The 25,306-nt window shown below is 73.6% G+C and carries 24 protein-coding genes; 17 read left to right on the top strand and 7 right to left on the bottom strand.

Going from position 1 to position 25,306, the window contains the following annotated elements; genetic code table 11:
• The first annotated feature begins 381 nt into the window (after nucleotides 1-381).
• The 11 genes from ABTW87_RS06390 to ABTW87_RS06440 all read left to right on the top strand — a co-directional run bounded on the left by ABTW87_RS06390 (nucleotide 382) and on the right by ABTW87_RS06440 (nucleotide 9,757).
• Entirely contained in the window at nucleotides 382-1,644 is a 1,263-nt protein-coding gene (locus ABTW87_RS06390) for a cytochrome P450 (protein WP_350649107.1), read from the top strand.
• 187 nt (nucleotides 1,645-1,831) lie between these two features.
• Nucleotides 1,832-2,287 (top strand): helix-turn-helix transcriptional regulator, encoded by a 456-nt coding sequence (locus ABTW87_RS06395; RefSeq protein ID WP_350649109.1) that lies wholly within the window; start codon nucleotides 1,832-1,834, stop codon nucleotides 2,285-2,287.
• A 260-nt stretch (nucleotides 2,288-2,547) separates the two neighbouring features.
• Nucleotides 2,548-3,042, top strand: a complete 495-nt coding sequence (locus ABTW87_RS06400) for a nitrate- and nitrite sensing domain-containing protein (protein ID WP_350649111.1) — start codon at nucleotides 2,548-2,550, stop codon at nucleotides 3,040-3,042.
• Entirely contained in the window at nucleotides 2,988-3,848 is an 861-nt protein-coding gene (locus ABTW87_RS06405; RefSeq protein WP_350649113.1) for an ATP-binding protein, read from the top strand. Before ABTW87_RS06400 ends, ABTW87_RS06405 begins: the two co-directional genes overlap by 55 nt.
• 17 nt (nucleotides 3,849-3,865) lie before the next feature.
• The gene (locus ABTW87_RS06410; protein ID WP_350649115.1) at nucleotides 3,866-4,261 is read left to right on the top strand and encodes a roadblock/LC7 domain-containing protein; all 396 of its coding nucleotides are present in this window, start codon (nucleotides 3,866-3,868) and stop codon (nucleotides 4,259-4,261) included.
• Between the two features lie 48 nt (nucleotides 4,262-4,309).
• On the top strand, nucleotides 4,310-5,503 hold the full coding sequence (locus ABTW87_RS06415) for an ABC transporter substrate-binding protein (RefSeq protein ID WP_350649117.1): 1,194 nt from the start codon (nucleotides 4,310-4,312) through the stop codon (nucleotides 5,501-5,503).
• On the top strand, nucleotides 5,500-6,393 hold the full coding sequence (locus tag ABTW87_RS06420; protein WP_350649119.1) for a branched-chain amino acid ABC transporter permease: 894 nt from the start codon (nucleotides 5,500-5,502) through the stop codon (nucleotides 6,391-6,393). The genes ABTW87_RS06415 and ABTW87_RS06420 overlap by 4 nt, the downstream gene beginning before the upstream one ends.
• The gene (locus tag ABTW87_RS06425) at nucleotides 6,390-7,403 is read left to right on the top strand and encodes a branched-chain amino acid ABC transporter permease (protein WP_350649121.1); all 1,014 of its coding nucleotides are present in this window, start codon (nucleotides 6,390-6,392) and stop codon (nucleotides 7,401-7,403) included. Before ABTW87_RS06420 ends, ABTW87_RS06425 begins: the two co-directional genes overlap by 4 nt.
• The gene (locus tag ABTW87_RS06430; RefSeq protein WP_350649123.1) at nucleotides 7,400-8,143 is read left to right on the top strand and encodes an ABC transporter ATP-binding protein; all 744 of its coding nucleotides are present in this window, start codon (nucleotides 7,400-7,402) and stop codon (nucleotides 8,141-8,143) included. Before ABTW87_RS06425 ends, ABTW87_RS06430 begins: the two co-directional genes overlap by 4 nt.
• Nucleotides 8,143-8,967 (top strand): ABC transporter ATP-binding protein, encoded by an 825-nt coding sequence (locus ABTW87_RS06435; RefSeq protein ID WP_350649125.1) that lies wholly within the window; start codon nucleotides 8,143-8,145, stop codon nucleotides 8,965-8,967. Before ABTW87_RS06430 ends, ABTW87_RS06435 begins: the two co-directional genes overlap by 1 nt.
• On the top strand, nucleotides 8,948-9,757 hold the full coding sequence (locus ABTW87_RS06440; RefSeq protein WP_350649127.1) for a class I SAM-dependent methyltransferase: 810 nt from the start codon (nucleotides 8,948-8,950) through the stop codon (nucleotides 9,755-9,757). The genes ABTW87_RS06435 and ABTW87_RS06440 overlap by 20 nt, the downstream gene beginning before the upstream one ends.
• A 35-nt stretch (nucleotides 9,758-9,792) precedes the next feature.
• Here ABTW87_RS06440 and ABTW87_RS06445 read toward each other — a convergent pair whose 3' ends face one another.
• Nucleotides 9,793-11,340 carry a hypothetical protein gene (locus tag ABTW87_RS06445; protein ID WP_350649129.1) on the bottom strand — a complete coding sequence of 516 codons (1,548 nt, stop codon included), beginning with the start codon at nucleotides 11,338-11,340 and terminating at the stop codon, nucleotides 9,793-9,795.
• Nucleotides 11,337-12,920 (bottom strand): hypothetical protein, encoded by a 1,584-nt coding sequence (locus tag ABTW87_RS06450; RefSeq protein WP_350649131.1) that lies wholly within the window; start codon nucleotides 12,918-12,920, stop codon nucleotides 11,337-11,339. Before ABTW87_RS06450 ends, ABTW87_RS06445 begins: the two co-directional genes overlap by 4 nt.
• An 89-nt stretch (nucleotides 12,921-13,009) precedes the next feature.
• Here ABTW87_RS06450 and ABTW87_RS06455 point away from each other — a divergent pair, with 89 nt between their 5' ends.
• Together ABTW87_RS06455 and ABTW87_RS06460 are read left to right on the top strand one after the other, a co-directional pair.
• Nucleotides 13,010-13,774, top strand: coding sequence for an MBL fold metallo-hydrolase (locus tag ABTW87_RS06455; protein ID WP_350649133.1), 765 nt, complete (start codon nucleotides 13,010-13,012; stop codon nucleotides 13,772-13,774).
• The gene (locus tag ABTW87_RS06460) at nucleotides 13,771-14,352 is read left to right on the top strand and encodes a DedA family protein (RefSeq protein ID WP_350649134.1); all 582 of its coding nucleotides are present in this window, start codon (nucleotides 13,771-13,773) and stop codon (nucleotides 14,350-14,352) included. The genes ABTW87_RS06455 and ABTW87_RS06460 overlap by 4 nt, the downstream gene beginning before the upstream one ends.
• A gap of 19 nt (nucleotides 14,353-14,371) precedes the next feature.
• Here the strand turns inward: ABTW87_RS06460 and ABTW87_RS06465 are convergent, their stop codons facing one another.
• Both ABTW87_RS06465 and ABTW87_RS06470 read right to left on the bottom strand, forming a co-directional pair.
• On the bottom strand, nucleotides 14,372-16,543 hold the full coding sequence (locus ABTW87_RS06465) for a phage holin family protein (RefSeq protein ID WP_502891535.1): 2,172 nt from the start codon (nucleotides 16,541-16,543) through the stop codon (nucleotides 14,372-14,374).
• Nucleotides 16,544-16,794: 251 nt separating this feature from the next.
• Nucleotides 16,795-17,346 (bottom strand): DUF5872 domain-containing protein, encoded by a 552-nt coding sequence (locus ABTW87_RS06470; RefSeq protein ID WP_350649137.1) that lies wholly within the window; start codon nucleotides 17,344-17,346, stop codon nucleotides 16,795-16,797.
• 85 nt (nucleotides 17,347-17,431) lie between these two features.
• Here ABTW87_RS06470 and ABTW87_RS06475 point away from each other — a divergent pair, with 85 nt between their 5' ends.
• Nucleotides 17,432-18,067, top strand: a complete 636-nt coding sequence (locus ABTW87_RS06475) for an ABC transporter ATP-binding protein (RefSeq protein WP_350649139.1) — start codon at nucleotides 17,432-17,434, stop codon at nucleotides 18,065-18,067.
• Between the two features lie 219 nt (nucleotides 18,068-18,286).
• Here the strand turns inward: ABTW87_RS06475 and ABTW87_RS06480 are convergent, their stop codons facing one another.
• The 3 genes from ABTW87_RS06480 to ABTW87_RS06490 all read right to left on the bottom strand — a co-directional run bounded on the left by ABTW87_RS06480 (nucleotide 18,287) and on the right by ABTW87_RS06490 (nucleotide 21,431).
• A complete protein-coding gene (locus ABTW87_RS06480; protein WP_350649141.1) occupies nucleotides 18,287-19,246 on the bottom strand; it encodes a DUF559 domain-containing protein in 960 nt (319 codons plus the stop codon).
• A 132-nt stretch (nucleotides 19,247-19,378) separates the two neighbouring features.
• Complete coding sequence (locus ABTW87_RS06485) at nucleotides 19,379-20,383, bottom strand: acetylxylan esterase (RefSeq protein ID WP_350649143.1); 1,005 nt, start codon at nucleotides 20,381-20,383, stop codon at nucleotides 19,379-19,381.
• Between the two features lie 19 nt (nucleotides 20,384-20,402).
• Nucleotides 20,403-21,431 carry a LacI family DNA-binding transcriptional regulator gene (locus tag ABTW87_RS06490; RefSeq protein ID WP_350649145.1) on the bottom strand — a complete coding sequence of 343 codons (1,029 nt, stop codon included), beginning with the start codon at nucleotides 21,429-21,431 and terminating at the stop codon, nucleotides 20,403-20,405.
• A gap of 169 nt (nucleotides 21,432-21,600) precedes the next feature.
• On the opposite strand from ABTW87_RS06490, the gene ABTW87_RS06495 reads away from it, so the two are divergent.
• The 3 genes from ABTW87_RS06495 to ABTW87_RS06505 are packed head-to-tail and all read left to right on the top strand — an operon-like array spanning nucleotide 21,601 to nucleotide 25,224.
• Nucleotides 21,601-22,608 (top strand): ABC transporter permease, encoded by a 1,008-nt coding sequence (locus ABTW87_RS06495; protein WP_350649147.1) that lies wholly within the window; start codon nucleotides 21,601-21,603, stop codon nucleotides 22,606-22,608.
• Nucleotides 22,605-23,540, top strand: a complete 936-nt coding sequence (locus ABTW87_RS06500) for a carbohydrate ABC transporter permease (protein ID WP_350649149.1) — start codon at nucleotides 22,605-22,607, stop codon at nucleotides 23,538-23,540. The genes ABTW87_RS06495 and ABTW87_RS06500 overlap by 4 nt, the downstream gene beginning before the upstream one ends.
• A gap of 43 nt (nucleotides 23,541-23,583) precedes the next feature.
• Entirely contained in the window at nucleotides 23,584-25,224 is a 1,641-nt protein-coding gene (locus tag ABTW87_RS06505; RefSeq protein WP_350649151.1) for an ABC transporter substrate-binding protein, read from the top strand.
• The last annotated feature ends 82 nt before the right edge of the window (nucleotides 25,225-25,306 follow it).

Consider the following 25,306-nt stretch of genomic DNA (forward strand, 5'->3'; position numbering starts at 1 on the left):
GCGTGCGGGGGTCCTCAATGGTGTGCAGAATGGCGGACCCTCTCGTCTTTCGGCCGTTCCGCGTCGGCGCCCGGTCGGACGTCCGTCTCATTCGGTGGGGTCGGCGCACGGCGCGGCGGCGCCCCGGTCCGCTATCGTGACCGAGGCTGTCCGGGCTGTTCAAGGCAGTGATCGACAGGCAATCGGCAGGGGGCAAGTTGCAGATGGGCAAGGAGCCCGCAAGGCCGTGACGGCGCAATTCCCAACCCCAATGCATTGATGCTCACAAATCTTGACTTGATTCTCCCAATGGCTCGCCGTTGAGGGTGTCCGGCGGCGATCGGGCCGCCCGGAAAAGGCGTCGGATCCGGTAGTGCGGAGCCGGTGGACCAGGAGGCGGTCATGCGGTTGAACCCGTTCGCCGGTGCGTATCTCACCGATCCGGCCCCGGTCTGGCGGCGGCTCCTCGACGGTGCCGGCGGGGTGCACCACGACGAGGAACTGGGACTGTGGCTCATCACCCGGCACGCCGACGTGCGCCGGGCGCTGGGCGACACCGGGGCCTTCGGCAACGCCCTGACGCTCGCACCGGTCTACCAGGTCTGTCCGGAGGCGCTGGACGTCATCCTGCGCATCGACGCGCCACCGACCACCGCCGCCGCCGACCCGCCGGTGCACACCCGGACCAGGCGGGCGCTGCGGTCGACCTTCGCCAACACGCCGGACCGGGTGGAGCAGCGGTACGGCGGGATCGTCCGGCGCCGGGTCGACGAACTGGTCGCCGGGCTGGTCGCCCGCGACGGCGGGCGGGCGGACCTCGTACCGGAGTTCACCACCGGACTGCCCCTGCTCGTCCTGCTCGATCTCCTCGGCGTGCCGGCGGAGGACATCGGGCGGGTGCGGGGCTGGGCGGACGGCCAGATCGCGCTCGTCTGGGGCGATCCGGACCCGGCCGAACAGGTCCGGCTCGCACGGGGGCTGCTGGAGTTCTGGCACTACTGCCAGCGTCTCGTCGGCGACCGGCTCGACGCGGGCCGGTACGGCGACGACTACGTCGGCCGGCTCCTGGCGTACCGCGACGGCGACGACGAGGTGCTCACGGTGACCGAGGTGTCGAGCATCGTGTTCAACCTCCTGGTGGCCGGGCACGAGACCACGGCCGGGCTGCTCGCCCACGCGCTGGACCAGGCGCTGTCCACCCCGGACCGGTGGCGCGCTCTGGTCGAGGACCCCGGGCGGGTGCCCGGGTTCGTCACCGAGACGTTGCGGTTCGCGCCCGCCATCGACGGTTGGCTGCGGGTGACGAAGCGGCCGGTCACGATGGGCGGCGTGACCATCCCGGCTGGCGCGCGTTGCTTGCTGCTGATCGGTGCGGCGAACCGGGATCCGGCGGTGTTCGCCGGTGCCGACCGGTTCGACCCGCGCCGGCCCGACGTGACCGACCACCTCTCCTTCGGGCACGGGCCGCACTTCTGCATCGGCGCGGCGCTGGCGCGGCTGGAGGCCGAGACCGCGCTCGTCCGGCTCGCGGCGGCCGTGCCGGGCCTGCGCCTGGCGGCGGGTCACCGCCGGGCGTACAAGCCGAACGTCGCGTTCCGCGCGCACCGTGGGCTGCCGGTGGTCATCGACACGGTGGCGTCGGCGGTCGAGCGGCCCGCGGCGTGAGGCGTCTCCCGGCGCGCCGCGCTGACCTGCGGCCATCCGCATCGACCGACAACGATTAACGAATACTCTGCGGAGTCACGTCTTCACACCTGTCGCCCGATGGGTTAAGAATGTCCCCTGCGAAGGCGCAGTCATCGCCCGACCTCGGTCTGACGCCATGTTTCCCCGGCGTCGTGAAGGTGAGCACATGAATCGCACGCCCCCGTCGAGCGCCGCCGGATCCGATGCCAGCCATCGGTTCCGCTCGGAGCTGCGCGACTGGCGTACCCGGCGGGGTTTGACCCAGCGGGCGCTGGCGGAGCGGGTGCGGTTCAGCCGCGAGACGGTCGCCGCGGTGGAGGCCGGCCGCCGCTACGGCAGCCATGAGTTCGCCGTCCGCTGTGACGAGGTGCTCGGCACCGGCGGCCGGCTGGCGGCCCTGTGGCCGCAGGTCGCGGCGGAGCAACTGGCCGCGGACGGCCGGCGGGGGCCGCGCTCCGGGGAGGTGGCACGGCTCGAACCGGCGAACGGAACGCGCCGGCGGGACGCGCGCGACCCGGAGGCCGTCGTGGCGGCGATCGACGAGCTGCGGGAGCTGATCGGTCAGGTGCTCGCCCAGCCGGAGGTCGACGAGGCGCCGCGCCGGTCGGCCGAGCAGGCCTGACCTCGACCGGGCGCGGAATCGAGCCGGGCGTGCGGCGCCGGCGGCGCTGCTGACTCTGGGTACAGATGGTGGTACGGCCTGTTTGTACCACCGTCAGGTCTGGTCTGCGGGCACGGGTTCCGGCGCAATGAAACCTGCAATCCGCAATTGCGCATAGATCTTCTTAGATGGATGCGGGAGTCGCCTTGGCGTCGAGCACGAGGTCCCACGCGGCCCGACCCTACCCGACCCGCCGCCGCGGTTGGAGGATCGCCGCCCGGATGCGTCTCATCGTCGCGGCGCCGCTGGTCGCCGTGATGGGCTTCGCCGGCCTGGCCCTCACCGAGAGCGCCCGCCAGACCACCCGCGCGAGCGACCTCGGGGTCCTGGCCCAGCTCGGCGCCGCCGCCGGTGACCTGGCCCACCGGCTGCAGCACGAGCGGATCGCCGCCGCCGACCTGCTGACCCGGGGCGCGCCGCAGCAGCAGGACGCCTTCCTCGCCGCTGCCGCCGCCACCGACGACGCCGCCGCCCGCTACCGGCGGCAGCGGGCCCAGGTGCCCGCCGGCCCGGCCGCCAGCCGGGACGTCCTGCCCCGGGTCGACGCGGCGCTGGACGGCCTCCCGCCGCTGCGCGCGCAGGTACGCACCGCCGAACACGCCTCGGTCTCGGCGATGACCTTCACTACGCCCGGATCCGCCTCGGCACGGTCGACGGCGACGTGGCCGTCGCGGCCGAGGCGGTCGACGAGGTCGTGCACCTGCTGGCCGAGCTGATGGACAACGCCACCGGTTACTCACCGCCGGACACCGAGGCGTGGGTGACCGGCCGCAGCCTCGGTGACCGGGTGATCGTCCAGATCAGCGACGAGGGCGTCGGGCTGAGCCCGCAACGGCGGCAGCAACTCAACGACCTGCTCGCCCACCCGCCCGCGATCGACGTCGCCGCCGTACGGGCGATGGGGCTGGTCGTCGTGGGACACCTCGCGGTGCGGCTCGGTGTGGCCGTCCAGCTGCGCCCCGGCCCGCGCCGCGGCACCATCGCCGAGGCGGCGCTCCCCGCGACGATGATCCGGTCGCTGCCCCCCGAGGAGTTCCTGCTCACGCCCACCCGGCCGTCGCGGCGCGCGGCGCGGACCACCGTCACGCCCCCGGTCCACCGGACAGCCCCGCAGCCGCAGGCCGGACGACCGGTGAGCGAGCGGGTGCTGCCGGCCGCGCCCGTCTTCCGGCCCGCGCCCAGGCCCGACGGGCGGGACGACGCGCCCACCGAGGAGCTGGTCATCTTCCACGAGGTGAACCACTGGTTCCAGGCCGACCGCCCCGAGCACCGGAACGGGACACCGTGGGCGAGCCCCGCCGACGACGCGTGGCGTACGGCAGCGCAGGCCCACGCGCCCGAGGTCGCCGACACCACGTCCTCCGGCCTGCCGCGGCGGCAGCCGCAGCGGCACCTGGTGCCGGGCGGTGTCACGGGGCCGCAGCAGCGCTCCGAGTACCGCGACCCGACCCAGGTGGCCACCGCCATGGCCGCGTACGCGCGGGGCGTCGCCGGCCGCCGGCCCAACCTGGTCAAGAACTGAACCCACAGGGAGAACACGTGACCGACCGACAGGATCTCGGCTGGCTGCTGGACGCCTTCGCCGAGCGGGCCACCGAGGTGAGCCACGCGCTCGCCATCTCCAGCGACGGTCTGATGGTGGCCGCCACCCGTGGCCTCCCACCCGACCGGGCGGACCAGCTGGCGGCGACCGGCAGCGGGCTGGTGAGCCTGCTCCGCGGCGCCGCGGCGTTCTTCGAGGCCGGCGCGGTGATCTCCAACGTCACCCAGCTCGAGGGCGGCTTCATGTTCTCCATGGCCTTCAACGACGGCGCCTCCCTGCTCGTGCTCGCCGATCCCCAGTGCGACGTCGGCAAGGTCTCCTACGAGATGACCGAGCTGGCGAACCGCATCGGTGACGCGCTGACCCCGGCGGCACTCGGAGGCAGCCGCTGACACCCCGGCGCCCCCACGCCGGGCTCCATCCCTTCCGTAGGAGAGAAGATGTCACTCACCATCCCCCGGCGCCGCCGTGCCCGCACCGCGGCCCTGCTCGCCCTCGTCCTGCTCGGCGCCTCTGCCTGCGCCGACGACGGGAGCGGCGCCGCGTCCGGCGGAACGATCAAGATCGGCCTGCTGGCCTCGCTGTCCGGCACGTACCAGGCGGTCGGCAAGGACATCCGCGACGGCTTCGAGCTGTACCTGTCCACCCACGACGGCAAGCTGGGCGGCCGCCAGGTCGAGCTGGTCGTCGCCGACGAGGGCAACGGCGCCGCTACGGCGGTGCCGGCCGCGACGAAGCTGCTCAAACAGGACCGGGTGGTCGCGCTCACCGGCATCGTCGGTGGTGGTTCCGTGGCGGCGGTCTACCCGTTGCTCAACGAGACGAAGGTGCCGCTCGTCGGCTCCAACGGGCGGCCCGAGCTGAAGGACGTGTCCCGCGTCTGGCACACCTCCTACCTGTCCGACGAGCCGGGGGAGGCGATCGCCCAGCACGTCCGGGACAACGTCAAGGGCAAGGTCTACGCCATCGGCCCGGACTACCAGGGCGGCTGGGACGAGCTGCGCGGCTTCACCGACACGTTCGTCGAGGTCGGCGGCGAACTGGCCAACCAGGACGGCAAAACCACCTTCACCCCGTTCCCGACGACAAGCAACTTCACCCCGTACTTCGCGCGCATCAAGGCCTCGGGCGCGGCGGCCGTCTACACGTTCTACGCCGGCAGCGCGGCCGTCGACTTCGTCAAGCAGTACGCCCAGTCGGAGATCCGGGACCTGCCGCTCTACGCCGCCGGCTTCCTGACCGAGGGCGGCGTGCTCGACGCGCAGGGCGAGGCCGCCCGGGACATCTACTCCGTGCTCAACTACTCGCCCGACCTCGACAACGCCGAGAACCGGGCCTTCGTGGCGGCCTGGAAGGCCAAGAACGACAACACCCCGACGACGTACGCGATGGCCTCGTACGACGCCGCGGCGGTGCTGGACCGGGCGATCGCGGCGGCCGGGACCGACCCGACGCCGGAGCGGATCAACGCCGCCATCGGCCAGCTCGGCCAGATCGCGAGCCCGCGCGGCAGTTGGCAGTTCTCGCCGACCACCCACGCGCCGGTGCAGAAGTGGTACCTGCGCCAGGTGCGCCAGGACGGCCGGGCGCTGTCCAACACGATCGTGAGCGACCTCGCCACCGTCGGCGGGTGACCGTGGTGGCGGCCGACCTCCGGTTCGACCCGTACGTCGTACCGGCCCTGGACGGGGTGGCCTACGGGTTGCTGGTGTTCGTCGCGGCGGCGGGCCTCGTGCTCTGCTTCGGCGTCGCCGGCATCCTGAACCTGGCGCACGGCACCCTCTACGCGATCGGCGGCTACACCGCCGCGGCGCTGCTGGACGGTGGCTGGCGCAGCCTGGCGCTGGCACTGGCGGTCGGGGTCGGCGCCGCCACCGTGGCCGGTGCGCTGGTGGCCGTGCTGCTGACCCGGGTCGCCGCGCGGAGCCACCTCAACCAGGCGTTGCTGACGTTCGGGGTGGCGCTGGCCGGCGGGAGCCTGCTCGTCGGCGCGTTCGGGCCGGACGACCCGCCGGTACGGGTTCCCGCCGCGCTGGACGGGTCGGTGGTGATCGCCGGTCACCGCTACGCCGCGTACCGGCTGGTCTTCATCGTCGTCGCCGCGCTGCTCGCCGGCCTGCTGCACCTCGCGGTCCGCCGGACCCGGGCCGGGATGCTGGTGCGCGCCGCCGTGGACGACGCGGAGATGGTGGCGACCATGGGGGTGAGCCCGGTCTGGATCCGGGTGGGCGTGCTCGCCGCCGCCGGTGCGCTGGCCGGTGCCGCCGGCGTGCTCGGCGCGCCGATCATCGGTCCCGGCCCGGACACCGCCGACGCCGTGCTGCTGCTGTCCCTGGTCGTGGTCGTCCTCGGCGGCCTCGGCTCGATGACCGGCACCCTGCTCGCCGCGCTGGCCGTCGGCCAGATCCAGACTCTCGGCGTGGCACTCGCCCCGTCCGCCGCCCCGTTCCTGCTCTTCGCCGCCATGGCGGCGGTGCTCGCGGTGCGGGCCCGGAGCCTGGCGGTCGCCCGGAGGGCGACGTGAGGGACGAGGCCGTCCGTGCCGTGCGTCGCGGCGTCGCCGTGGCCGTTCCGGCGGGGCTGGTGCTCGCGCCGTGGGTCGTCGACGACTACACCGCCGCGCTGCTCGCCCGGACCCTCGCGCTCGGCCTGGTCGGGGTGAGCGTCGCCCTGCTCACCGGGGTCGCCGGGCTGCCCACCCTGGGCCAGACGGCGCCGTACGCGGCGGGCGCCTACGCCAGCGCGGTCGTCGGCAGCCAGGTCTCCGACGTCGGCGTGGTGCACCTGGCCGTCGCGGCGGCGGCGGGCGCCGCCCTGGCCGCGGTGACCGTCCCGCTCGTCGTCCACGCGCGGGGCGTGGTCGTCCTGATGATCACCCTGGCGGTCGGCGAGCTCGTGGTGACCGTCATCGGACGGTGGCGGTCGGTGACCGGCGGCACGGACGGGCTGGCCGGTATCCCCCCGGTGCGTCCGCTGTGGGGGATGCCGGTGCTGGCCACCGACCGGGCCCGCTACCTCTACGCCCTGGTGGTGGTCGCGGCGCTGGTCGGCGTGGTGCTGCTGGTGCTGCGTACCCGGGTCGGGTTGCTGCTGCGCGCCGGCCGGGACGACGAGGCGCGGCTGCGGGCCAGCGGTCACCGGGTCTCCGGCCACGTCGCCGCCGCGCACGTGGGCGCCGGGGCGGTCGCGGGAGCGGCGGGCTCCCTGCTCGTGGTGGCCCAGCAGTACATCTCGCCGGCCGACTTCGGCTTCGACAGCTCCGCCCTGCTGCTGCTCGGCGTGGTCATCGGCGGCACCGTGTCGGTCGGTGGCGCACTGGTCGGCGCGGTGATCGTGATCGCCACCCGGGACTGGCTGTTCGGCGTGCTGCCCGGGCAGGCGCCCCTGGTGCTCGGGTTGGCTTTCGTGGCCACCGTCTACCTGCTGCCCGGCGCCGTCCACCGCCGGCCCGCCGTGCGGGGGCGGCTCCTTCCGGACCTGGTGGCGGGGCCGCCCCGCCGGGACCGGCCCACGCCGACGGGAGTCGGCGCATGACACCGCTGCTGTCCGCGCACGACATCACGGTGCGCTACGGGTCGCTCACCGCACTGGACGGGGTCGACCTGCGGATCGACCGCGGTCAGCGGCATGCCCTGATCGGGCCCAACGGGGCCGGCAAGACCACCCTGCTCGACGTGCTCGGCGGGTCGACCCCGGCCGGTGGCGGCCGGGTGCTCCTCGCCGGCCGGGACGTCACCCGGCTCGGTCCGGCGGCCCGGTCCCGGCGGGGGATCGGCCGGATCCACCAGCGTCCCGCCGTGTGGTCGACGTTGACGGTGACCGAGAACGTCGTGGTCGCCGCGCTGCCCCACGCGGTGTGCCCCCGTCCGTGGCGACCGGGCGGGCGGCGGCGCGTCGCCGAGCGCACCGCGGCGACGCTGCTGGAACGGGTGGGCCTGCCGGAACTGGGCGGGGTTCCCGCCGGCCAGCTCGCCCACGGCCAGCGCCGGCAGGTGGAGATCGCCATAGCGCTGGCCGGTCGGCCGCGGCTGCTGCTGCTCGACGAGCCGGCCGCCGGGCTGTCCGCCGTGGAGGTCGAGCGGTTGGTGGAGTTCCTGCGGATCCTGCCCCGCGCGGTCGCCGTGTTGCTGGTCGAGCACCGGCTGGACCTGGTGTACGCGCTCAGCGACACGGTGACCGTGCTGCGGGACGGCCGGACCCTGGCCAACGGGACCCCGGCGGAGATCCGTGCCTCCCGCGCGGTCCGGGAGGCCTACGCGGAGGGGGTGGCCTGATGCTGCGGGTGGAGCGGCTCTGCGCCGGGTACGCCGGCGGCACCGTGCTGCACGAGGTGAGCCTGGCGGTGGCGGCGGGCACGGTCCAGGCGGTGGTGGGGCGCAACGGCGCCGGCAAGAGCACCCTCGTGCACACCGTCGCCGGTCTGGTGCGGCCGTCCGCCGGCCGGATCGAGGTGTGCGGGAGGCAGGTCGCCGGCCGGCAGCCGCACCGCATCGCCCGGTCCGGGGTCGGCCTGGTGCCGCAGGGCCGGCGCGTCTTCTCCCGGCTCACCGTGGCCGAGCACCTGGTCCTGGCCGCGGCGCCGTGGCGGGCGGCGACGCCGGGCGGTGAGGGCTGGACGGTCGCGCGGATCCTGGAGCTGCTGCCCCGGTTGGCCGCCCGGTTACGCCACCGGGGCGACCAGTTGTCCGGGGGCGAGCAGCAGATGCTGGCGATCGCCCGGGCCCTGCTCGGGCAGCCTCGCGTACTGCTGCTCGACGAGCCGTGCGAAGGGCTCGCCCCCGACCTGGCCGCCCGGGTGCGCGACCTGGTCCGTGCGCTGGCCGCGACCGGGCTGACCGTGCTGCTGGTCGAGCAGCAACTGCGACACGCCATCGAGCTCGCGGACCGGATCGCGGTGCTCGAGTACGGCCGGGTGGTCTACGACCGGCCGGCGGGCGAGGCCCGGAGCGATCCGGGCACGCTGGCGGCGATGCTCAGCGTCGCCGTGGCCGGGGAGCCGCCGGCTCCCCGGCCGGTGCCCGGGCTGTGGACCGGTTCCGGGCACCTGACCCGACCGTCCTGGACAGAGGTGAGCAGGGATGCCGACCGGTACCAGTGAAACCGAGTACACCTTCGACAGCGGCGCGCCGGAGGCCGTGCCGCAACTGCGCGCGCTGGAGTCGTTCCTGGACCCGATCACGGCCGCCCGGATCGCCCCGCCGGTGCTCGTTCCGGGCGGCGTGTGCTGGGAGGTGGGCGCCGGCGGCGGTTCGGTGGCCCGCAGCATGGCCCGGGCGGTGGGCCCGGCCGGCCAGGTGCTGGCCACCGACATCGACACCGCGCGGCTCGTCCCGGCGGCAAACCTGGAGGTACGCCGGCACGACGTGCGCAGCGAACCACCGCCGGGCGAGGCGTTCGACCTGATCCACGCCCGGCTGGTCCTGCTGCACCTGCCGGAACGGCGGCGGGTGCTGGGCGCGCTGGCCGGCGCCCTGGCCCCCGGCGGGTGGCTGGTCATCGAGGAGTTCGACTGCACCGCGCCGCTGCGCGTACTGACCGCGCCGAGCGACGACGCGGCGAAGCTGTTCGGCCAGGTCACCGACGCGATGCTGGGCATCCTGCAGAGCCACGGCGCGGACCTGGCGTGGGCGCAGGACGTGCACGCCGAGCTGGTGACGGCGGGTCTGGTCGAGGTCGACACCGTCACCCGGTCGGAGAGCTGGCCCGGTGGCTCGATCGGGGCGTCGCTGTACGAGACGAACTCCCGCCAACTGGAGCCGGAGCTGCTCGACGCGGGTCTGTCGCCGGGCCAGCTGAACGCGTTCCGCCTGCTCCTGCGGGATCCGGCCGTCGCCGTGATGTCGTACCAGTTCGTGTCGACCCGGGGCCGGCGGCCTGCGCCGCGGTGAACCGACGCCGAGCCGTCGGTGCGCCGGCCGTCCCGCTACGGCCCCGCGAGGGCGGCGGGAAGGCCGGCACCGGCGGTGGCCGGTCGCCCGCGGTGGCGGCGGCCCAGCGACAGGAACAGTCCGAGCCCGGCCAGGGCTGCTCCGGCGACGGCGGCGTACACCGGCAGGTCGGTGGGGATGCCCAGGTGGACGGTGATGCCGAGGATGCGGGACAGTCCCCACGGCAGCAGCGCCAGCTGGTCGTTCCACACCGTCAGCGCGCGCTCCAGGCCGACCACGGCGACCAGGGCGGACAGCACACCGAGCGGGACGCCCGCCGCGCAGAGAGTCAGCCCGACGGCGCGGCGGCGTAGCAGGCCGTACCGGTCGCGCAGGACCATCGCGGTGGCCACGAACAGCCAGCAGAACGCGGCGAACGCGACGGTGAGGTAGACCGCGCGCGAGGTCGGCGCCGTCCAGAAGGCGAACCAGTACCCTCCCGGCCCGCGTCCGGCGAGCGCAGCCAGCAGCACGGCGGTGCGCAGCAGCGCGACCCCGCCCACCACGGCCCAGAGGTGGAACGGGTCCCGCCGGCCCAGGACGAGGCGTACGACCAGGGCGAAGAGCGCCCAGCCGCCGAGCGTGACCAGCAGGTGGGCGGGGGCGGCGAACCAGGTGAACACGAGCCGGCTCGCCACCAGCAGCAGCGCCGGGACCAGCCACACCAGCACCCGGTCGAGGTTGGACGCGGGCGCCGGCAGCGCCGCGACCCGCCACGGCGCGACCGCCCCGAGCAGCAGTCCGCGCGCGGCGGCGCCGCCGGGGCCGCGCCCGCGCAGACCGAGCAGCACCACCACCAGGATCAGCGCGAGCAGCGCCCGGGCCGCCCAGGCCATGGCCGGGTCCCGGTGCGCGCGCTCGGCACCGAGGTCGGCGGCGGTGAAGTTGTACGCGGGCAGGTCCAGGTCGGCGCCGTACCGCTGGCGGTGGGCGTCGCGCGCCTCCCGGTACGCCACCTCGGCCCGTCGCCAACCGTCGTAGGCGGCACCGGAGCCGGTGTCCAGCCACTGCGCGTGGCGCAGCACCATCTCGCGATAGGCGGCAAGCGTCTCGAACAGGTCCACCTGGTAGTCGAGGGTGCGGACGAGACGCTCGCGCAGCGCGGCGTCCCGCCAGGTCGCCGGGTCGGTCGCGGCCACCAGGTCGCGCATGCGCCGGGCCAGCACCACGGCCTGCTCGCCCTCGTCGATCGCCGCGTCGACGCGGCCGGCGCTGACCGCGTAGATGCTGCCTAGCGCCGCCGAGTCGCCGGTCAGGATGTCCCACTCGAAGATCCACATCATCGGCGGCGGTTCCAGCCCGAGGGCCCGCACCGACCGCTCGGCGTACGGGCCGATGTAGAGGCCCTTGGTGACCGCCGACCGGGACAGCGCCATCGCCTGCCCGATGGCGGCGACGGTGCCCGGGTCGGCGGAGAACGTGCGGTACGCCCAGTCCGCCGTGACCTGCGCCGGATCGGTGTCCGGGTCCCAGGCCAGCCGCCCGACGCCGTACGTGTTGAGGTCGTACAACTGCCAGAACCCGGCGCGCAGGTGCAACGTCATCGGCCGGCGCGCAGTGGTCCGCCGTCCTGGGTCCAGTTCCAGACGCCCTCGACCTTCGGGTTGGCGGCGAGGAACTCGCGCAGCGCCCGGCGGTGCAGCGGCCCGAGGTCGTTGGGCAGCGAGCCGAACGCCTCGAACTCGCGCCGTGCCTGGAACTCCACGATGCGGCGGTGTCCGCCGGCCAGCAGGGTGGTGTTCAACGGCAGGTGACTGTAGAAGTCGCCGAGGGTGAACTTGGTGGACACGATCAGGTGCGGGTCGTCGAAGCCGCTCAGGACCTGCGCGTACGACCCGGGGTTGGTGTGCAGGTCGCCGACCGGTCCGACACCGACCGTCCAGGTACGAAAGATGATCTCCTTGCCGGCCGCTCCCGCGGTGTCCAGCAGCGCCCGCAGCATCGCGCGCACCGACGTGTCGGTGGTTACCGCGAGCTTCGACGAGTAGTCCCAGCCGTCCTCGGCGTACACCTCGCCGCCCTCGCCGACGCGGACCATCAGGCCGTCGACGAAGGGCATGCTCTCGAACAGCTCCGCCAGGCCGGCCTGGTAGACCGCCCACAGCCGGGGATCGTCCACGTCGAGACCGCCGACCGTCCGCGCCAGGTACGCCTCCAGCGGCGGCGACACCGCGAGCATGTCGGTGAGCAGGAAGACCCGCACGCCCATCTCCTCGGCGTACCGGAAGACCGGACCGAACGCGGCGACCATCGCCCGCGCCCGGTCGACGTGCGCGTCCCCGGGCGGGTACACCGCGTGTCCGTCGCCCACCTTGGCGAAGGTGACGTACTCCAGGAAGCCGGGCACGACGACACCGTTGTAGCCCTGTGCCACCGAGTGGTCGACGTGCTGCCGGAACTGCGCGCCGATGCGGGCCACCGCGTCCGCGTCCACCCAGGGCGCCTCCGGCAGCAGCGCCGGCCCGACCACGTCGGTGTTCAGGCTGTAGTCGTCACCGGCGGCGAAGGCGGCCGGGTCGGGCTCGCGGCCCACCGAGCCGGCGTCGGTCAACCGCAGGCCGAGCCGGGGCGTGACGAGGCGGCCCGCCTCGGCGGCGGGCAACGCCTCGGCGCCGGAGCGGATCCGGTCGGCGAGCCGGTACAGCGCGGCGGCGGTGCCGGCGACGTCGGCGCCCTCGACGGTCAGCGCGGTCCCGAGGACGCCGACCCGGTAGGACTCCGGTCCGCCAAGGGTGTCGAGCACGCGCGCCCGCAGCGTGGTCACCCCGGAGAGGTCGGTGCCGCCGGCGGGCGGTGCGCCGGTGGCCGTCGTGGCCCGGCCGTCCGGGTCGACGGTGCGCACGACCGGGCGGGGCCGGCCGCGGGCGGCGAGTGCGTCGGCGACGACGGCCGCGGCCCGGGTGATCCGGGGCTCGTCCGGCACGACGACGGCTGCCAGCGGTGGCGCCGGTGCCGCGACGCGCCGGGGCGCGGCGGTGACGTCCTCGGCCGGCACGGCGGCGGGGCGGTGGCTCAGCGCCAGCGCGTCGTCCACTGCCCAGGCCACACCCGCGCCGAGCAGCAACAGGACGAGGACGGCGGCGAGCAGCGGATACCGCCTGCGGACGGCCCGAACGCGAGTCACGCTCGGATCGTAGTGGCGTCGTGGCCGCGGTCCGGATCGGTAGATCGGATGGTGGCGGTTACGGTGACAGGCGTGACGGAGGCGGTGGCGTGGTCGAGCTGACCTGGTGCGGGCACAGCACCATCTGGATCGAGGACTCGGGCACCCGGCTGCTGACCGACCCGCTGCTGCGCGACCGGCTCGCCCACCTGCGCCGCCGTCGCGGCCCGACCCCGCGGCTGCCGGGCGCCCCGGACGCCGTACTCGTGTCGCACCTGCACGCCGACCACCTCGACTTCGCGTCGCTGCGCCGGCTGCCCGGGCACGCCGCGCTGGTCGTGCCGGCGGGCGCCGCAGTTCTGGTCCACCGCGCCCTCGGGGCGGCGGCCGCGCGCCGCTGCCGGGAGGTCGCGGTCGGCGACCGGTTCGACGTCGGCGGGCTGACGGTCACCGCCGTCCCAGCCGCACACCACGCCGGCCGCAATCCGTGGTCCCGGCACCGGGCGCCCGCTCTCGGCTACCTGATCGAGGGTCGCGCGCGCACCTGGTTCGCCGGGGACACCGGCCTGTTCGACGAGATGTCCACGCTGGGTCCGCTCGACCTCGCGCTGATCCCGGTCGGCGGCTGGGGCCCGACGCTCGGTCCCGGCCACCTCGACCCGGCCGGGGCCGCCGAGGCGGTCCGGCGTGCCGCGGCGGCCTGGGCGGTGCCGATCCACTTCGGCACGTTCTGGCCGATCGGCTGCGACCGGATCCGGCCGGACCGGTTCCTCGATCCCGGCGACGAGTTCGCCCGCCGCGCGCGGACGGCCGCGCCGGACACCCGGGTACGGGTGCTGCGCCCGGGCGAGTCGTTCACGGTGCGGCGGCCGTGACGGCCACCCTCGCCGCGCTCGGCTCGCTGGTCCTGGTGGTGCTGCTCGGGTCCGTGGTGCCCGTGCTGCCGACCGGCGCGGCGGTCAGCGGCGCCGCCGCGCTCGCCGCCCACCAGCACCCGCTGACCGTCGTCCTGGTCGTGCTCGCCGGCGCCACCGGAGCGTACGCGGGGGACCTCGCGACCTACCGCCTGCTCGGCTGGGGTGGCGAGCGGATCGCGGGCCGGCTGCACGGGCTGCGGGCACGCCCCCGGGTCGCCCGGCTGTCGGCCCGGATGCGCGAGGGGCGGGTCTCGACGCTCCTGGTGTCCCGGCTCATCCCGGGCGGTCGGGTGCCGGTGCTGCTCGCGGCGGCGGTGTCCGGGCTGGCCTGGCGGCGCTTCGCCGTCGCCAACCTGCCGGCTGCCCTGATGTGGTCGGCGCTCTACGCCGCGATCGGCGTCCTCGGGCGGGCGGTCTTCCCGGAGCCGTGGCAGAGCGTGGTCGCCGCGATCCTGCTCGTCCTGCTTGTCACGCAGGGGTTGAGCTGGCTGGGTCGGCGGCGGGTCGGGCCGGACGGGACGCCGGGTACGCCGTGAGCGGCGGGCGGTCGTCGGGTCAGTCGTCCGGCCCGCGCAGCCCGAGGCGCCGCATCCAGTCGAGCAACTGGCGGTGTACGGCGTCCGGCCCCACCAGTTCGCCCTCCTGCGGCCAGTTCGCCGGGTGGATGAGCAGCGCCTCGGTCTGCCAGCCGCCGAGCCCGCCGTGACAGCCGATCAGCTCCTCGAAGGCGGCGACCTCCTCCAGGCCCGGCTCCACCGAGCTGATCACCACGAGGTCGCCCACATGGTCCATCGCCTGGTGGCACAGCAGGTCCCGGCGTGCCCACCGGCCGTACGGAGCGAGCGGGTCGTCGCCGTCGACGTGCCCGTCGCGCAGGCGGTGGCAGCCCCGCCCGCCGATCGCGAGCGGCCCGGCCGCGGAGTCCACCACGACCAGCCCGACACCGGGGTGCGCGGCCAGGCCGTCGACCAGCCCGGGCGCGACGGCGTCGATGCGCTCCCGGGTCAGCCGGCCCGCGTGCCGGGGCAGGTAGATCATCGCCAGGTTGCCCGACGCCACCACCACGGTCTCCGGATCGCCGCGGGTGGCGGCTTCCTCGCGGTCGGCCGGCCCCAGGGTGACCTCACCGCCGTCGGTGTGCGAGCGGACCGCCACCCGGGTCGCCGTGCCGGCCGCTCCGCCCCGGCCGGCAACCTCGGTGAGCAGCGTGTTCACCCGCCCCCACTCCTCGACGGGGCCGGTCGCCTCGGCGGTGGTCGCCGGTGCCGCCGGTCCGCCGCCGGGGGTGGGTGGCCGTACCGGCGGCGCGGCGAGCCGGGCGACGACCTGCGCCAGCGACTCGCCGTACCGCTGGCGGAACGTGGCGCCCTGGCTCTGGCCGTGGTCGCTCAACACGACGAGGTGGTAGTTGCGGGCCGCCTCCGTCGCCAGGCGCTGCAGGATGCCGAGCGTCTGGTCGAGCGCCTCCAGGACCGCGAGCGCCTGCGGCCGGGCCGGCCCGGCGTGGTGCGCCACCTCGTCGTAGTCGAGGAAGTCGCAGAAGATGACGGGCGCCCCGCCGGCCATCTGCTCGGCGATGAGCGACACGTTCAGGTCGCTGAGCAGGCTGGCCATCGGACGCAGCGCCAGGTAGGAGCCGCTGCGGCCGCCCCGGGGCTGGACGTCGCGCAGCCGTTGCCGGCGCGCCTCGTACAGCTCGCGGATCACCTGCCCGGCGCCGCGCACGACGGCTCGGGCGAAACCGTACGGGCTGGCCATGAACACCGCGTAACCCCGGGTGGACCGCCCGGGCAACCCGGCCCGGCTGACCGTGAGCAGGTTGGTCGGCGCGTCGCCGGAGAAGGCGGTGCTGATGCTGACCCCGCCGTCGCGCAGCAGGCCCCGCCCGGTGGACAGGCGCCGCTCGACCTCCGCCGCGTCCCGGGGCCGGCTGGTCACCATCAGGTGGCCGGTGGTGTGGCTGCCGTCGTCGCCCGGCGCCGCCTTCTCGTACCACCGGTAGGCCGGCACGCGCCGGACGTCGCCGTACAGCAGTCCGGCGTGCGCCGCCGGGGTGGTGGCCGGCAGGCCGGTGTGCCAGTGGGTCAGCCGGTGGCTGCGCGAGCGCAACCACCGGCCGATGGTGGGCAGGTTGCCGGCCCGGATGGCCCACTGCACAAGCGGTGCGGCCACGCCGTCGAGCTGGATGACCAGCAGCCCGTCGGCCGCCTCGGGGCCGGGTGCCGGCACCGCCGGCACCCAGCGTCGACGGCGCCACGGCACGTGCCGCCGGGACTCCCGGCGGCGGACGCGGGTCATCACCCACAGCATCTCGCTGACGAACGCGTCGTCGGTGCCGGCGTCGGCCAGCCAGTTCACGATCGCCGCGAGGGCGACGGCGAGCCACGCCGCGGCGAAGGCGTCGGCGAACCCGGCAACCTCCGCCTCCGGGTCCAGCCGCAGGGCGGCGTACATGACGGCGGCCTGCACGGCCACGCCGATCACCAGCGCGCCGAGCCCACCCAGCGCGGTGGCCAGGGCGAACAGCACGGGCCGCAGGACCGCGCCGATTCCGGCGATCAGCCCGACCAGCCACAGGATCGCCAGCACCCCGCTGGCGGTGACCCCGGGCAGCAGCCACAACGTCGTGGCGAGCACCACGAACGAGGTGACCGTGCTGCGCAGCACGGCCCGGGCCCGGGCGACGGTGGGCCGGTAGTCGCGCAACACCCGCAGGCCGACGCGCACGGGCCGAGGCAGCGCCCGGCGTGTCCCCGCTTTCCGCTCCGGCTCCATCCGCCTCCACGATGCCACACCTGAGCTGGCAAGATCCGTCCGGGCCGCAAGTCGGCGGGTGCGTGAGGTCCGCGGTGCCGGCGAAGCTGTCCGCGGCGGACCGCGCGGCGGTCGCCACCGATCTGGCGACCGCCGCCGACCTGGCCGCGCGGCTGCACCCGAGGTAGCGACCCCGTCGCCGCTCGGGGAATGATCCCGTCCGGTCAGCGGCGGTCCAGCTCGGACTCCAGCCGGCGCAGCAGCGTCTTGCGCCCCCGGCCGTCGCGTTCGCGGCGCAACGCCGTTCTGAGCTGGCGCTTGTCGAGGTCCCGGACCTCCTTGACCGCGTCGGCGACGCGCAGGTCCAGCAGCCGTCCGACCGCCGACGTGTCGCTGCGCGCCCGCCGGGCCGGCCCGGTGTTCGACACGTACTGCCGGCCCGACCTCGACGCCCGCCGCTTCCTCGTGTCGGTCGCCCGGGCCTGCTCGTCGGAGAGTTGCTGCCAGGCCCGCTTGGGCAGGTACCGGCTCGTCTCGGCGCCCTGGCGAGCCCGGGTGTCGCCCTGCCGGGTCTGCCACTGTTCCGCGCCCCAGCGCCGCAGGGACTGCTGCCGTTCGTCCCGCGGGCCCTCGTAGCCCCCACCGCGCTTCTGGTACTCCTTCGTGAGGAGCTGGGACTTGCGCGCCGACCACTGGCCCGGGCGACCACCCCGGTCCGAGGCCTGGATCTCGTCCTTGAGCCGCTTGCGCAGCTCCGGGTCCGTGTATCGCGCCATACCGCGGGCTACCCGGCGCGGTGCGGCGTATGCCTCGTCTGCGGCGTGGAAGCCGGACGAGCGCCGGTTTGCCAGACTGGGAACCGTGCCGACACTCGCCGTCCACGGCCTGGTCCGCCGGTTCGGGGAACTTGTCGTCCTCGACAACGTGACGTTCCATCTCGACGCCGGGCGGCTCGCCGCGGTCGTCGGGCCGAACGGGTCCGGCAAGACCACGTTGCTGCGCTGCGTCGTCGGCGCGGACCGGCCGGACGAGGGGGAGGTGCTGCTCGACGGGGAGCGGTGCGACGAGACGGATCCCCGGGTGCGGGCGACCGTGGCCGCGGCCCTCGACGACATCGACTTCTTCCCGGACCTGTCGGTCGGCGAGCACCTGGAGCTGATCGCGTACGCGCACGGCGGCGCGGCGGAGCCGGTGACGAAGGTGCTCGCCGAACTCGGTCTCGACGGTGCCCGCGACCAGCTCCCGGCGACGCTCTCCAGTGGCCAGCGCCGGCGCCTCGCTCTCGCGTCCTGCTTCGTCCGCCCCCGCGGCCTGCTCGTCCTTGACGAGCCCGAACAGCGGCTCGACGCACGGGGCCGGGCCTGGCTCGCGGACCGGTTGCTGCGGGCGAAGGCGGACGGGACGGCCGTGCTGATGGCCTCGCACGACGCCGACCTGATCGGGCAGGTCGCCGATCACCGGCTCGAGAGCTGCGCTACGACGGCGCCGTCGTCGTGACGCCGTTCACGATGATTCCGATCGACCTGGTGCGTCAGGTCCTGCGCGGGCCGGACCTCGTCGCGGTGCTCGTCCTCGTCCAGTGGCTTCTCGCGTGGCCGGCGAGGCGATCCTCCGCCCCGGAACGTCCGAGGCCCGCTGGACGGTGACCTGGACGCTCGCGCCGGGCAGCAGATCTTGGACAGTTACTGTTCGGCGCGAGCGGTAACTGTCCAAGATTCACTCTGGCGGCTGCCATCCCGCAGCGGTCAGGGCGCGGCGCAGGGCGTCGGCCACCTCGTCGGGACGGGTGCGGACCTGCCAGGCCGGGAAACGGAGGATCCGGTCGCCGCTGGTCCAGACGTCGTTCTGGCGCCGCATGTCCGCCGCCCACTGGCGTACGTCCATGTGGTGCGCACCGTCGATCTCGACGTGCAACCGCCACTCCGGCCAGTACGCGTCCAACCAGCGCACCCGCCCGGTCGCGTCGACCCGCCGTTCCTGCAGTCTCGGAGCCGGCAACCGGTGACGGCGGCAGAGACGGACGAAGTCGATCTCGGACAGCGCCTGGGCGCCGCCGGCGATGTCGTCGATCGTCTGTCGGATCAGCCGTCGACGCGGTGCGCGGGGCAGCACTTCGAGCACTGCGGACAGTTCCTCCGGCAGTACCCGCCGCTGCTGGCATCCCGCCGCCAGGACCGCCTGCGCCTCCCCGACCCCGGCGGCCCAGCCGGCGGCGTCGACCAGGGCCCGCGCCGTGCTCGTCCGGGGTGGTCGGGCCAGTTGACGATGGTCGTCGGGTAGCACCGAGGTCCGGTGCACGACGACGCCGGGCATGTCGATCGGGAACCGGCGCGGCAGGGTACGAGCCGCCCGTCGGGTCGCGGGGACGAGGACGTGCAGCGGCTCGCGGCGCAGTCCCCGCACGCCCGACTCCGCGGCGGCGCTCACCCCCGCCAGCAGGGCCCCCGGCCCGGCTGCGAGTACCGCCACCCACAACTGCTGGTCCCGGGTGAGCCGACCGTTGCCGGTGAGCAGGACACCCCGGCAGATCGAGCGCCACCGGCCGGAGCGGACCTGCCCGCGTACGGTGCCGGGGGTCAGCAGTCGGGTGGCCTGGGCGGTGGTCACGACGCCGGCCTGCTCGAAGGTGAGCCACTCCAGCGCGTCGGCATCGTCGGCGGGAAGGCGGTTGCGCATCTCGCCGAGCCTGCCCGACCGGCACCGATCTCACCGCCAGATCTTGGACAGTTACCGTTCGCGCCGAACGGCAACTGTCCACGCGGGCGAGCTGTTACGGAAAGATTCCGGAATATCGGCGCACACTGATGCCTACGCGGAAGGCGCCCGCTCGACCACGGTGGCGAGCCAGCGCAGCTGCCGCCGGACGTGCAGGGCCTCCCCGTGCTCGTGGCCGTTGAACGGGTAGACGTGCATCTCCCGCTCGGGCACGCTGCTCCGCCCGGTTCCGTAGTGGTTGTAGGCGGCGAAACCGGTGCGCGGTGGACACGCGGTGTCCCGCAGGCCGATCCCGAAGTGCGCCGGCGCGGTCGCCCGGCGGGCGAAGGTGACCCCGTCCACGTATGACAGGGTGCGCCGCACCGCGGCCTCGGCCTCCCGGTGCACCGCCAGGTAGCGGCCGATCTCGCCGTACGGGCCGTGCGGGAAGGGGTCGACGAGCGCCACGGCGTTCTGCACGTCGCAGAGGAACGGGGCGCTGACCAGCACCGCGGCGAGGTCGTCGACGAGACCGGCCACCGCCAGCGCGAGACCGCCGCCCTGGCTGTTGCCGGCCACCACGACCCGGGTCGGGTCGACTCCCGGCAGGGCGCGCACGGCGTCGACGGCCCGGACGGCGTCGGTGATCAGCCGGCGGTAGTGGTAGTCACGCGGATCGAGGATCCCCCAGGTCGCCGGCCAGGGCCCGCCGGCAGCGCGGTGCGGGTCGACGGTGTCCCCGACGGCGTACTGACCGGACTGCCCCCGGTTGTCCATCAGCAGGTGCGCGTATCCGGCGACCGGCCAGGTCAGCCGCTCGTGCGGCAGGCCGCGGCCACGCCCGTAGCCGGCGTACTCGACCACAGTGGGCAGTGGCGCGTCCTGGCCGGCCGGCCGGGTGTACCAGGCTCGCACCGGGTCTCCGGCGAAGCCGGCGAAGGTGACGTCCCAGGTGTCCAGCAGGCGCAGGTCGGTGCGTTCCGGACGGACGTCGACGAGCGCCGGCCGCGCGGTCGCGGCGGCGAGGGTGTCGTGCCAGAACTCGTCGAAGTCGGCGGGTTCGGCGATCCGGGGTGCGTACGTCCGGAGCCGGTCGAGATCGGGGTTGCTGTAGGTCACGGGTCCTCGCTGGTCGGGGTCACGCACGGGCGGGCGGGGGCGCGGTGCTCTCGCGTACGACGAGTTCGGTCACCAGATCGATCCGGCTGGTCGCCAGCTCGTTCGCCCGGGCCAGGTCGAGCAGCATCTGGGTGGCGATGCCGGCCATGTCGCGCAGTGGCTGGTTGACGGTGGTGAGCGCCGGCTCGGTCCAGGCGGCGAGCGGCAGGTTGTCGTACCCGATCACCGAGAGGTCCTCGGGGACCCGCAGGCCGCGCTGCCGCGCGGCCCGGAGCACCCCGATGGCCTGCATGTCCGAGCCGGCGAAGACCGCCGTCGGCCGGTCGGGCAGGCTCAGCAGGTGCAGGCCGTGCCGGCGGCCGGCGTCGGCGGAGAAGGTGCCGTAGCGGACCAGCTCGGGGTCGACCGGAAGCCCGGCCTCCTCGTGGGCGGACCGGAAGCCGGCCGTGCGGGCCTGGCTGCACAGCACGTCGCGCGGGCCGGAGATCACCGCGATGCGCCGGTGCCCCAGCTCCAGCAGGTGCCGGGTCGCGAGCAGCCCACCGTTCCAGTTGTTCGACCCGACCGTCGGCACGGCCGCCGACGTCGCGCTGTCGTTGTCGACGACCACGAACGGGACGCCTTCGCGCCGGAGCTGCTGTCGCTGCGCGGCGGTCGGGTGGCAGAGGACGAGCAGCACGCCCAGGGGGCGGCGGGCGAGCAGCGCGTCGACGAACCGGGCCGAGGGGCGGTGCGCCCCGCCCAGCTGGGAGACGGTGAGGCCGAGCCCGGCGGCGGCCGTCACGCTCTCGACGCCGTGCAGGATCTCCACGGCCCAGCCGACGTCGATCTCGTGGAAGACGAGGTCGACGTGGCCGGCACCGGCCGCCTGCCGCCGGCCCCGGCGCCGGTACTTGTGGCGTTCGAGGCTCTCCTCGACCCGGGCCCTGGTGCGGGGGGCGACGTCGGCGTGCCCGTTGAGCACCTTGGACACGGTGGCCACGGAGACGCCGACCTCGTTGGCGATCGTGGCGATGGTGGTGGCGGCCGGGCCGGGTGCGCCGCTCATCGCGGCCCCCCGGCGCCGGCCACGGAACGCATCGAGATCAATGATATCGATACCCTTGACACGCCATCACCGTACCCCTAAGTTGCCGAAAAAGGACGAGCGAATTTCGGAAAAGTTTCGGAACGTAGCCGGCTCGGGCCGGGGCGCGACCGGAGCTGAGGGGTGTGGCATGAGAAGCGGTCTACCCGTCGACACCGGCGCGGCGACGAACGCCGCCGCGCCGGAGCGCGGTCCGCAGCCACCGCCGGCCCGCCGCGCCGCGCCGACGGTGGCGCGCCGGACGTGGCGGCGCGCGCTGCGCCGGGACTGGCAGCTCTACTCGCTTGCCGTCCTGCCGCTGCTGTTCTTCCTCGTCTTCCGCTACCTGCCGATGCTCGGCAACGTCATCGCCTTCCGCCGCTTCCAGCCCGGCGGCAGCATCTTCGGTGAGTATTGGGTCGGCCTGCGGTACTTCCGGATGTTCCTCTCCGACCCGACCTTCTGGCACGTGTTCACCAACACCCTGGTGCTGGGGGCGCTGACCCTGCTGTTCTGCTTCCCGCTGCCGATCGTGCTGGCGCTGCTGCTCAACGAGGTACGCACCCGCAAGCTCAAGCAGCTCGTCCAGTCCGTGTCCTACCTGCCGCACTTCCTGTCAATCGTGATCGTGGCCGCCATGGTCATGGAGCTGGTCTCCGTCGAGGGCACGGTCAACCAGCTCGTGCGGGCCGCCGGCGGCGAGGCCGTACCGTTCCTGCAGCGCCCCGAGTGGTTCCGGACCATCTACGTCTCGTCGGAGGTCTGGCAGACCGTCGGCTGGGGCACCATCCTCTACCTGGCCGCGCTCACCACCATCGACGAGGACCTCTACGAGGCGGCCCGGATCGACGGCGCCAACCGGTGGCGGCAGACCTGGCACGTCACGCTGCCGGGCATCCGGCCGACAATGGTGACGCTGCTGATCCTCAACATCGGCGCCTTCCTGGCGGTCGGGTTCGAGAAGATCCTGCTGCTGTACAACCCGCTGACGTACCCGACCGCAGACGTGATCTCGACGTACCTGTTCCGGATGGGCTTCGGGTCCAGCAACTTCAGTTACGCCGCCGCCATCGGTCTGTTCGAGGCGGTGATCGGGCTGATCCTGGTCCTGTCCGCGAACCTGATCGCGCGCCGCACGGTGGGGACGAGCCTGTGGTGACCGTCGACCTCGCCGAGCCGGCCGCCGAGAACGCCCCGCGGCCCCGCCGACCGCGGGGCATCCGCCCGACCCGGGGTTACCGGGTGTTCCAGGTGGTCAACGCGGTCATCCTGACGGCGGTCGTGTTCGTGACGCTGTACCCGTTCGTCAACATCCTGGCCCGCTCGCTCAGCGACGAGGCGTACATCATCGCCGGCAAGGTCAACCTTGTGCCGCGCGGGTTCAACCTGGACACCTACCGGCTGGTCATGTCGGACCCGCTGTTCTGGACCAACTACCGCAACACGGTGGTCTACACCGTCGTCGCCACCGCCGTCTCGATCGTGCTGACCACGAGCTACGCGTACGTGCTGTCCAAGAAGCACCTCAAGGGGCGCGGCGCGCTCATCGGCATCGCGCTGTTCACCATGTTCTTCTCCGGCGGGCTGATCCCCAACTACGTGCTGGTCACCAGCCTGGGCATGAAGAACACCATCTGGGCCATCGCCGTGCCCAACGCGATAAGCGTGTTCAACCTGCTGGTGATGAAGGCGTTCTTCGAGAGCCTGCCGGTCGAGCTGGAGGAGGCCGCCGCGGTCGACGGGCTCAACACGTACGGGATCCTGCTGCGCATCGTCCTGCCGCTGGCCAAGGCGATCGTCGCCACGATGGTGCTCTTCTACGCCGTGGCGTTCTGGAACTCCTGGTTCGCCGCCTTCCTCTACCTGGACCGGCAGGAGCTGTGGCCGGTCACCGTCTACCTGCGCAACCTGATCGCCGGGGCCACCGGAGCGGAGAACGTCGGCGCGATCGCCGAGGCCGACGAGGTCCAGGCCGAGGCCACCCTCAAGGCCGTGACCATCGTGCTCACCACCCTGCCCATCCTCCTGGTCTACCCGTTCGTCCAGCGGTACTTCGTCCGCGGCGTGATGCTCGGCGCCGTCAAGGGGTAGCCGCGCCCACCTCTCCCACCACCACACCAAGAAAGGAACCCCCATGTTCCGCAGATCGTGGCGCCACGTGGCGACGGCCGCTGCCGCCCTGCTCGCGGCCACCACCATCGCCGCCTGTAGCGACGACCCGTCCGAGGGCCAGGACCTGTCGGACAACCGGGTCGGCGCGATGGCCGACTACGCCGTCGGGAGCCAGTTCAAGGCCACCGAGCCGCTGTCCTTCTCCGTCCTCTACAACAACCACCCGAACTACCCGCTCAAGAACGACTGGCTGTTCTGGTCGGAGCTGAAGTCGCGGACCAACGTGACGCTCGAACCGGTCGCCGTGCCGCTGAGCGACTACGAGCAGAAGCGCAGCCTGCTGATCGGCGCGGGCGACGCCCCGTTCATCATCCCCAAGACCTACCCCAACCAGGAGGACGCGTACGTCTCCTCCGGTGCGATCCTGCCGGTCAGCGACTACCTCGACCTGATGCCGAACCTCAAGGACAAGATCTCGCGGTGGAAGCTCGAACCCGAGATCGACCAGCACCGCCAGGCGGACGGCAAGTTCTACCTGCTGCCCGGCGTGCACGAGAAGCCGTGGCACGACTACTCCCTGGCGGTGCGCACCGACATCCTCGAGGAGCTGGGCCTGGCCGTCCCGAAGACCTGGGACGAGCTGTACACCGTGCTCAAGGCGATGAAGGCGAAGTACCCGAACACCTTCCCGTTCTCCGACCGGTGGAGCAAGCCGAACCCCGCCGGCAACCTGCTCAACCTCCTGGCCTTCTCGTACGGGCTGCAGGGCGCCGGCTGGAACTTCCAGCACACCAGCTGGAACGCCGACACCAAGAAGTTCGACTACACCGGCGCCACGGACAAGTACAAGGAGATGCTGCAGTACCTCAACAAGCTCGTCAGTGAAGGGCTGCTCGACCCGGAGAGCTTCACCCAGACCGACGACCAGGCCCGGCAGAAGCTCGCCAACAGCAAATCCTTCGTGATCAGCGCCAACGCCCAGGCCGTGGTCAACGACTACCGGCCGGACCTGGCCAAGACCAACCCGAAGGCGAAGATCACCAAGATTCCGCTGCCGATCGGCCCGGCCGGTGAGATCAACCCGGCGGACCGCCTGGAGAACGGCGTGATGATCTCGTCGAAGGCCCGCGGCAGCAAGAACTTCGTGGCCATGATGCAGTTCATCGACTGGCTGTGGTACTCCGACGCCGGGCAGGAATTCGCCAAGTGGGGCGTCGAGGGCACCACCTTCGTACGGGACGCCTCCGGCAAGCCCGAGCTGGCCCCCGACGTCAACGTCATCGGCCTCAACCCGAACGCGCCCAAGCACCTGCAGAAGGACTTCGGCTTCTACAACGGCGTGTTCGCCTACGGCGGCAAGCCCGAGCTGGTGCAGGCGTTCTTCGCCGAGGAGGAGCAGCAGTTCCAGGCCGTGATGAACGCGCGTCCGGCGCGGGAGGTGCCGCCGCCGGCGCCGCTCGACGACGAGGAGCGGGAGCAGGCGTCGCTGTGGGAGACCCCGCTGCGTGACCACGTCTACCAGGCGACCCTCCAGTTCGCCCTCGGGCAGCGCGACTTCGCCCAGTGGGACGCCTACCTGGCCGAGCTGAAGGGCAAGAACATGGACGCGTACCTGGAGATGGTCAACAAGGCCTACGACCGCTACCAGAAGGAGAACGGCTGAGACCCGGGCCGGTCCGGTCGTGTCGGCGCGACCGGACCGGCCCCCTCGCCCGGCGGCAACCCATCCCAGCGACGAGCACGAG

The organism is Micromonospora sp. NPDC126480 (genome assembly GCF_040302465.1).
GTDB lineage: Bacteria > Actinomycetota > Actinomycetes > Mycobacteriales > Micromonosporaceae > Micromonospora.